Annotated in this window: 9 protein-coding genes; 6 read left to right on the forward strand and 3 right to left on the reverse strand. The window is 32.2% G+C overall.

Translation table 11 applies throughout. The features are described 5' to 3' along the window. Window positions 1–131: 131 nt before the first annotated feature. Window positions 132–299, reverse strand: a complete 168-nt coding sequence (locus OEV82_RS15715; RefSeq protein ID WP_173659031.1) for a hypothetical protein — start codon at window positions 297–299, stop codon at window positions 132–134. Window positions 300–506: 207 nt separating this feature from the next. Between OEV82_RS15715 and OEV82_RS15720 the strand changes: the two genes are divergently transcribed. Next, the gene (locus OEV82_RS15720) at window positions 507–1,100 is read left to right on the forward strand and encodes a hypothetical protein (RefSeq protein WP_173659029.1); all 594 of its coding nucleotides are present in this window, start codon (window positions 507–509) and stop codon (window positions 1,098–1,100) included. A gap of 24 nt (window positions 1,101–1,124) precedes the next feature. Here OEV82_RS15720 and OEV82_RS15725 read toward each other — a convergent pair whose 3' ends face one another. Continuing rightward, a complete protein-coding gene (locus OEV82_RS15725; protein WP_263062401.1) occupies window positions 1,125–1,517 on the reverse strand; it encodes a hypothetical protein in 393 nt (130 codons plus the stop codon). Between the two features lie 292 nt (window positions 1,518–1,809). Between OEV82_RS15725 and uvsE the strand changes: the two genes are divergently transcribed. Together uvsE and OEV82_RS15735 are read left to right on the forward strand one after the other, a co-directional pair. Continuing rightward, complete coding sequence (uvsE, locus tag OEV82_RS15730) at window positions 1,810–2,763, forward strand: UV DNA damage repair endonuclease UvsE (RefSeq protein ID WP_173659025.1); 954 nt, start codon at window positions 1,810–1,812, stop codon at window positions 2,761–2,763. A 273-nt stretch (window positions 2,764–3,036) separates the two neighbouring features. Next, entirely contained in the window at window positions 3,037–3,330 is a 294-nt protein-coding gene (locus OEV82_RS15735) for a hypothetical protein (RefSeq protein ID WP_263062403.1), read from the forward strand. A 63-nt stretch (window positions 3,331–3,393) separates the two neighbouring features. Here the strand turns inward: OEV82_RS15735 and OEV82_RS15740 are convergent, their stop codons facing one another. After that, entirely contained in the window at window positions 3,394–3,579 is a 186-nt protein-coding gene (locus OEV82_RS15740) for a hypothetical protein (protein ID WP_173659010.1), read from the reverse strand. A 153-nt stretch (window positions 3,580–3,732) separates the two neighbouring features. Here OEV82_RS15740 and OEV82_RS15745 point away from each other — a divergent pair, with 153 nt between their 5' ends. The 3 genes from OEV82_RS15745 (at window position 3,733) to OEV82_RS15755 (ending at window position 6,730) form a co-directional block, all read left to right on the forward strand. Beyond that, on the forward strand, window positions 3,733–4,182 hold the full coding sequence (locus OEV82_RS15745) for a UvrD-helicase domain-containing protein (protein ID WP_263062404.1): 450 nt from the start codon (window positions 3,733–3,735) through the stop codon (window positions 4,180–4,182). Between the two features lie 46 nt (window positions 4,183–4,228). After that, window positions 4,229–5,878, forward strand: coding sequence for an ATP-dependent helicase (locus OEV82_RS15750; RefSeq protein ID WP_407672790.1), 1,650 nt, complete (start codon window positions 4,229–4,231; stop codon window positions 5,876–5,878). A 69-nt stretch (window positions 5,879–5,947) separates the two neighbouring features. Continuing rightward, window positions 5,948–6,730, forward strand: coding sequence for an HAD family hydrolase (locus tag OEV82_RS15755; RefSeq protein WP_173659019.1), 783 nt, complete (start codon window positions 5,948–5,950; stop codon window positions 6,728–6,730). Window positions 6,731–6,861: the final 131 nt, after the last annotated feature.

Below are 6,861 nucleotides of genomic sequence, written 5' to 3' on the forward strand. Positions count from 1 at the left end.
TATTGTCTGTACGCTTCGATAACATCCTAAATTTCCCCCGTTAACCAAGAATTCTATCCCTATTATACAAAAAAAGCCTGTAGATTTGGCCACTAGTTAGGGACTTTGTCTACAAGCTGAAACGCCTTATATTAAGGCGTTTCTTGATTATCATTTGAATACTGTTGTTCAGTTTGTCTAGCTAGTTGAGAATTCTCACCATAACCGGGTGCATGACTTGTATGAGTTTCGTGATATTGATTCCCAGACCCTGGAGTTTGGTTATTTTTATTTTTATTATGTAAATGCTTATTTTCCACTTAACCTTCACCTCCCAGTAATATCGTTAGGTTAACTCAAATTGAAAAAATTATTCTAGTTCGAACTGAACGCCCTAGTTTTTAACCTTAGTTATATTTGTACACACATATTTGTTTTACATGAATACAATTTATTGTATTAACGATCTTATTTTGAGCTTTCCATGAATAATACTGCATCCAAAGTATCACAGAGGAGGAGAAGGATTGAAAAAACACATTTTCACGATATTGATGTCTTTTCTTCTTATTGGTTTAACCGCCGCCTGTTCGTCCAGTTTTGATCACATTACGATACCGGATGATCGGTCAAAGAAAGAACAAACAGATATGACTGAGAAGAAAAGAAAAGAGCAGAGTAAGAAAAACGATCAAACCGATAGGAAAACAATGGCTGATGACTTAAGACAATATTTGCTTGTCGATTTACAAAATGCTTCTTTTCTTGAATATGAAGCAATAACCGCCTATGAAAGTGTAACAGGAATGAATTATACAGATGATATAACGACCCTTGAAACATTGAAAAATGAAGTTATTCCGACTTATACCGATTTATTAGATGAATTGTATAATGTAAAGGTTTCAAATCCGATTTTAAACGAATTACATTCTCTCTATATTAGTGGAGCAGAAAAACAGTTAGATGCTTTTTATCTATTTGTAGAAGGAATTGAAAAACAAAACCCAGCCATAATTAGCGAGGGAAATAAAATATTGGCTGAGGGAAAAGAATTAATTGATCGATTTGTAAAGGAAATGGAAAAATTAACGTTGGAGTACGGAATTTCATATTACTAAAATTTAAATGAAAACGATAGAGAATTAGTTTTCTCCTTTATATTCGGTGACACCGAATGTACTAGCACGATTATATCCATTTAAATAAATGTCTAAATCATGAAAAAAGCGATGTAATGTTCTCATTGTTTCACGACTTTCTTCCGAAATCAATGATTCGGCTATTTCTTGAATAGTAGCAAAATCTTTTGCGAGTTTATCGTTTTGGATATGTGCGCCGTCAATTTGGTCAATGATTTCCTTTGCTATTTTGACTTGTTCGTCATAATCTGCTGAATGAATTCGATTCCAACCAAGGGTATTATTATAAAAATCATGATATGTAGAAATAAATGAATGACCATCCTTACCATCGCTCATAGTTATAATAGATACATCAGCTGGTTTATGGAACTTTTCTCCATCTTTCCTCTTCATATTTTCCGTCCTTGTTTCCATTTCTTTATCCTTATTTTGGCTTGTTTGTTCAGCAGATTTTTCTACCCATAATAAAAGAAAATAAGAAATACTTATAATTCCGACGGATATGAATATAATACTGGATAGCCAACTTATTATTTTTTTTGATTCATCCCCGAACTCTCCTTCCCCTTAAGTGTAATCTTAATAGAGAGGATCACTCATCCGCAACATTTTCAACTTCATTGTTTTTTTAAAAATAAGCCATATTTTGAAAAATAAAATACATAATAAATGTTAGGTGACGAAGATGAAAATTAGATTTGGATATGTGGCGACCGCTCTCGGTTTATGGGATGCAAGTCCTTCGAAAACTTTAACTTATACACGTTTTTGCAAGTTAAATAAACACGAACGAATGGATTTACTGAAAACAATTACAGCGAAAAATCTAGCACATACGAAACGAATTCTACATTATAATTTAGCCCATGAAATTAAGCTGTATCGATTTTCTAGCGCATTAGTTCCTTTAGCCACTCATCCAGAAGTCAAGTGGGATTTTATAACCCCCTTTCGATCGGAATGGAAGCAATTAGGTGAACTTATCAAATTAGGGTCGATGCGCCCAAGCTTTCATCCAGGACAATACACGTTATTTACTAGTCCACGTAATGGAGTAACTGAAAATGCGGTATTTGATATGGAGTATCATTATAAAATGTTAGAGGCGATGGGAATTGAACAAGATGCGGCAATAAACATACATATTGGTGGTGCGTATGGAGATAAAAAAAGCACATTAATCCGCTTCCATGAAAATTTAAAGACGCTCCCAAATCATATTAAAAGAATAATGACTTTAGAAAATGATGATAAAACGTATAATATAAGAGAAACATTGGAAGCTTGTGAGAAAGAAAATATACCAATGGTGTTAGATTACCATCATTATATAGTCAATAAGGACGGTTTGGAATTAGAGGTATATATAGATCGGATTTTTAAAACATGGACAGAGAGAAATCTTCTGCCCATCGTTCATCTTTCATCTCCAAAGTCAAAGAATGAACTACGTGCTCATAACGATTTTGTTGCTTTGGATTTTGTTCTACCATTTATAAAACTTGCAAGAGAATTAAATCGAGATTTTGATTGTATGATTGAAGCAAAACAAAAAAATCTTGCCATGTTTCGTTTCATTGAAGAACTTACTTCCATTCGAGGAATCCGTCGAATCGATTCCTCTTCAATTGAATGGTAAATAATTTATTGAGATTTTGAAAAATATTAGAATAAAGTTTGACAAAATTGTTAACTTTCCCTTATAATAAGAAATGTAATCGCTTGCAATTGCGAATAAAGGGGATATTTTTTGGGGAGAATTTAATAGATAAATAGAGAGAGAAAAGAACGGGTATTTTTTAGAGTATGTTTTCTAAACGAAATCATACTCTTTTTTTGTTTGAAAATGATGTTTCATTACTTGTATGAAGGAAATACTAATGGATAAGATTATTACATGGGGAGTGGAATGATGCCGAAAAAAATTCCCGAAAATAAGCATGGTCAAAATGAAACAGAACTGCAGTCAACAATCGATAAACTGAATAAAATGTTAGCAAACGTATTAACATATATATCTGATGAAGAAGTAGAAGTAATCGATTTTGAATATCTTTTAGATCATACAGATGGTTTAAGACAATGGTGGAATGAATACCAAGAGGCAAACCGTAAAAAATTAGAAGATGAAATAAAAAAATCATTAAAAAATCTTTCAATAAAAGAACTAAAAGAAATTAACGATAAAATAAAAAGTAGAGAATAATTATATTATGTAAACTAAAAAATAGTGGGAATGATATATTTTTACCCACTATTTCTTTTTTAATTATCCGAAATCTTTTGTTTGTACACGATTTTTAAAGGCTTCTTGTGTTACAATAAGTTCTTCATCGCCAATGGCTTCTTTCGATTTATCTTCAGTTCTATTGTTTTTAGGTAAGGGACCAGGATGTCCTTTTTTCTTATGATTAAACGCTTTTCCTCGTGCCATGATACGCTCCTTTCTTTCCATTTGACTTTCACCCTTTATTTTTACTTTTTCGTTTTGAGATATTACATTTGACAAGTGGTAATATAAGGTTCCCAAAATGTAATAGAATTCATAATTCATTTTCAATTAAAGCTTTGAGAAATGTATAGTACAATTAAACACATATTGAAATAATTGGAGGACAATTTCGTAGAGAAAGTTGCCAATTTAAAATTTAAAGAGATTAAAGAAGTTTTTTCTCATGTACCTGTTTCGGAAAAAGCTAGTACAATGACTTCTATACAAATTGTTGATGACATAGAAAAAGATTCCTTTTATTTTCGCGCCCTTGAACAGGAAAATATCATGTTAAATCAAAATCAAATTGATGCAGTAAGACAAACGGATGGGCCGCTTCTTATCATTGCTGGAGCAGGTACTGGAAAAACAACGGTCTTAATTTCACGAATTGGCTATATGTTAACGGTAAAAAAAATTCCAGCTTCAAATATTTTGCTTGTCACTTATACAAAAAAGGCAGCCAATGAAATGAAGGAACGTATTGGACAAATTCCAGGGATAACTCCAGCAATGAAAAGTCAACTTTATACAGGTACATTTCATTTTTTTACGGATTTTACGTGAACAAGGAGATAAACGGAAAGTTTTAAGTAATGAACGATTTAAACAAGTGATCATAAAGAAAATTTTACAAGATATGAACTTAAAAGATGATTATCAACCAGAAACGATTCTTTCTATGATCTCGTATTGGAAAAATCAAATTTTAAGACCGAATGATATTAAACCAGAGTCCTCGATCGAAGAAGAATTAAAACAAATTTATAAACAATATGAGGATTGGAAAGAAAACAATCAATATATAGATTTTGACGATTTTATGCTTGAAACCTATTTTTTACTGACATATGAACCTGAAGTATTAAAGTATTATCAGGAAAAATTTAAATATATTTTAGTAGATGAATTTCAAGACACATCCTATATTCAGTATGAATTGATGAAATTATTAGCTGCACCTCAAAATAATTTATGTGTTGTCGGTGATGATGCTCAAACGATTTACGGTTTTCGTGGGGCAGAAAGTCATTTCATCCTAAATTTCGATAAAGTATTTCCGCATGCACAACAGGTCCTATTAGATATTAATTATCGATCGACTGATAAAATTGTTGGTTTAGGTAATGAAATCATTAGAAAAAGTAAACAAAAAATTGACAAGCAATTAAAAGCGATGCGAACAGGATATCAATCACCGAAGTTTCTGCGACCGAACACGATAAATGAAGAAGCAAAAATAATCGCTGATACGATTCAAACGCTCGTCCATAACGGAGAAAAAACGTATAAAGATTTTGCTATCCTTTATCGTACTTATGCTGCAAGTAGGGCAATGTATGATGAATTTGTTCTTAGAAAAATTCCTTTTGTTACATATGGAAATGATAGCTTATTTTATAATCATAGTTTTGTAAAGCCTATTGTTGATATACTGCGGTTATCACAAAACCCAAATCTTGAGGAAGCGATCGTTTCTGTTGCTCCGGTTTTTTTCTTAAAAAAAGATGAAGTTGAAAGAACATTAAACCGAATTGCAACAATGGAATATATTGAGGGCAAGCAAAGTGAAAATAAACTTAAGGAAGTTATATCGATCTTATCCAAACACGTGAAGTCTTTCCAACGAGACGCTTTACAGGAGAAATTGTTAGAGTTAGAAAAATTAAAAACGTTGGCGCCAGAAAAGGCGATTAAACATATTCGCACAGGAAGAGTATTTTCCTACGATAAATATTTAGATATGAATAAACGACAAAGTTTAACTTTCCATAAAGAAATGGTAATGGAAATGTTAAATGAGCTGGAAAATTCAGCTAAAAGACATAAAACAATAACAGATTACTTACAGTTTATTGAACAAATTTATCTCACTCATCAAGAAATGGACGCTGTTCGAATTAATGAAGAGGCCAATGTAGTTAAGTGTATGACCATTCATCAAAGTAAAGGGTTAGAATTTGATACGATATTTTTCATTAGTTTTATCGAAAATGTGCTACCTCATAAAGCGGCTCTTTTTGCTGATTATCAAGAGGACCGAATAGCCCGAAACAACCAACCAAATAAAAACTTAAGTAAATTGGAAGAAGCGCTTGAAGAAGAAAAAAGATTAGCCTATGTTGCAATCACACGGGCAAAAAATCAGCTATTTATTTCATCACCTAAGAAACATCATAATGAAAAAGCAAAGGTTTCCCGATTTCTTCTTGAAGCCTTAACCTCCGTTAGAGATACATATGGGAGACAAACGAAAAAATAAAGACTGACTTTCCCTTTTATTCCATGTTAAGATAAGAAATAGAATTGTAAAATTTTGGGAGGAAATCGGATGGTAAAAGCAGTTTTTTTCGATTTAGATGATACATTATTATGGGATAAAAAAAGTATTGCGACAGCTTTTGAAAAAACTTGCAAAATTGCCGAAGACCGTTTTGGTGTAGATGCAAAAAAGTTAGAAAAAACTGTACGGAAAGTTGCCCAAGAATTATATTCAGCTTATGAAAGTTATTCTTTTACTCAATTGATCGGGATCAACCCATTTGAAGGACTATGGGGAGATTTTAATGATAAAGAGGAAGGATTTCAAAAATTAAGAGAAATTGTACCGGAATACCGTCAGCATACTTGGACGTTAGGATTAAAAATAATGGGAATAGATAATGAAGAATTTGGTTGTGAGTTAAGTGAACGTTTTGTTTCAGAACGAAAAAAAGCTCCCTTTGTTTATGAGGATACTTTTTCTGTGTTAGATGCCTTAAAGTCTAAATTTCGTTTGCTACTACTCACGAATGGTTCTCCGGAGTTACAAAAAATGAAATTATCGATGACATCAGAACTTGTTCCTTATTTTGAACACATTGTCATTTCTGGAGAATATGGAAAAGGTAAACCGGATCCGGGCATTTTTGCATATGCGTTACAAAAAATGAATTTAACAAATGGTGAAGTCATTATGGTGGGAGATAATTTACATACAGATATTTTAGGAGCAAATCGTTCCGGAATTCAATCTGTTTGGGTGAATCGGCATGATTTAACAGCGAAAGAAATCAAACCAACTTTTGAAATTAAATGTCTAAGTGAATTGATTGAAATTGTAGATACATTATAAATCAATACAAAAGGGGCTGTCTAAAAAGTCCTAAAAAATGAGGCAAGTGGAAAAAATTATTTGTTTTTCTCCACTTGCCTTTTTATTTTTTGGATTTTTATCTGAAAGTAGCTGGCGTATGCCTGCTACTT

Source organism: Pallidibacillus thermolactis (assembly GCF_025660415.1).
Taxonomy (GTDB): domain Bacteria; phylum Bacillota; class Bacilli; order Bacillales; family Caldibacillaceae; genus Pallidibacillus; species Pallidibacillus thermolactis.